Origin of the sequence: Pseudomonas alkylphenolica (genome assembly GCF_004025535.1) — a bacterium.
GTDB lineage: Bacteria > Pseudomonadota > Gammaproteobacteria > Pseudomonadales > Pseudomonadaceae > Aquipseudomonas > Aquipseudomonas alkylphenolica_A.
Map to the genome: position 1 here is coordinate 1 of NZ_QJRG01000019.1, position 733 is coordinate 733.

1 protein-coding gene is annotated in these 733 nt (G+C 60.2%); it reads right to left on the bottom strand.

The genetic code is table 11. The features are described 5' to 3' along the window. A partial coding sequence (locus tag DM813_RS28350; RefSeq protein WP_206617344.1) for an immunoglobulin-like domain-containing protein occupies positions 1-733 on the bottom strand: 733 nt, incomplete at both ends.

A 733-nucleotide genomic window follows, 5' to 3' on the forward strand; every position in this document is an offset into this window, starting at 1 on the left:
GCAGCATCGATCTTCAGGGTGCCGGTGGTTTCACCGTCAGCGATGGTGATCACACCCTTGTCGGTGGTGATCGTGGTCACGCCTTGGGAGGCGTGGCTGAGGGTGGCGGTGAAGACGTATTGCGCCGTCGAACCTTCGTTCTGTACCGAGCCGGACAGGCTTACGGTCGAGGCAGTTTCGGTGTCCACGACCTTCGCGGTAGCGGAGCCACTGCCGTCTTTGATTTCCAGCTTTTCAAAGCCAGGGCCGTCTACGCCGGTGATAGTGGCAACCAGTTCGGAACCGTCTTTGTAGACGTCTTCGCCGTTGGCAGCATCGATCTTCAGGGTGCCGGTGGTTTCACCGTCGGCAATGGTGATCACACCCTTGTCGGTGGTGATCGTCGTCACGCCTTGGGAGGCGTGGCTGAGGGTGGCAGTGAAGACGTACTGCGCCGTCGAGCCTTCGTTTTGTACCGAGCCGGACAGGCTTACGGTCGAGGCAGTTTCGGTGTCCACGACCTTCGCGGTAGCGGAGCCACTGCCGTCTTTGACTTCCAGCTTTTCAAAGCCCGGGCCGTCTACGCCGGTGATAGTGGCAACCAGTTCGGAACCGTCTTTGTAGACGTCTTCGCCGTTGGCAGCATCGATCTTCAGGGTGCCGGTGGTTTCACCGTCAGCGATGGTGATCACACCCTTGTCGGTGGTGATCGTGGTCACGCCTTGGGAGGCGTGGCTGAGGGTGGCGGTGAAGA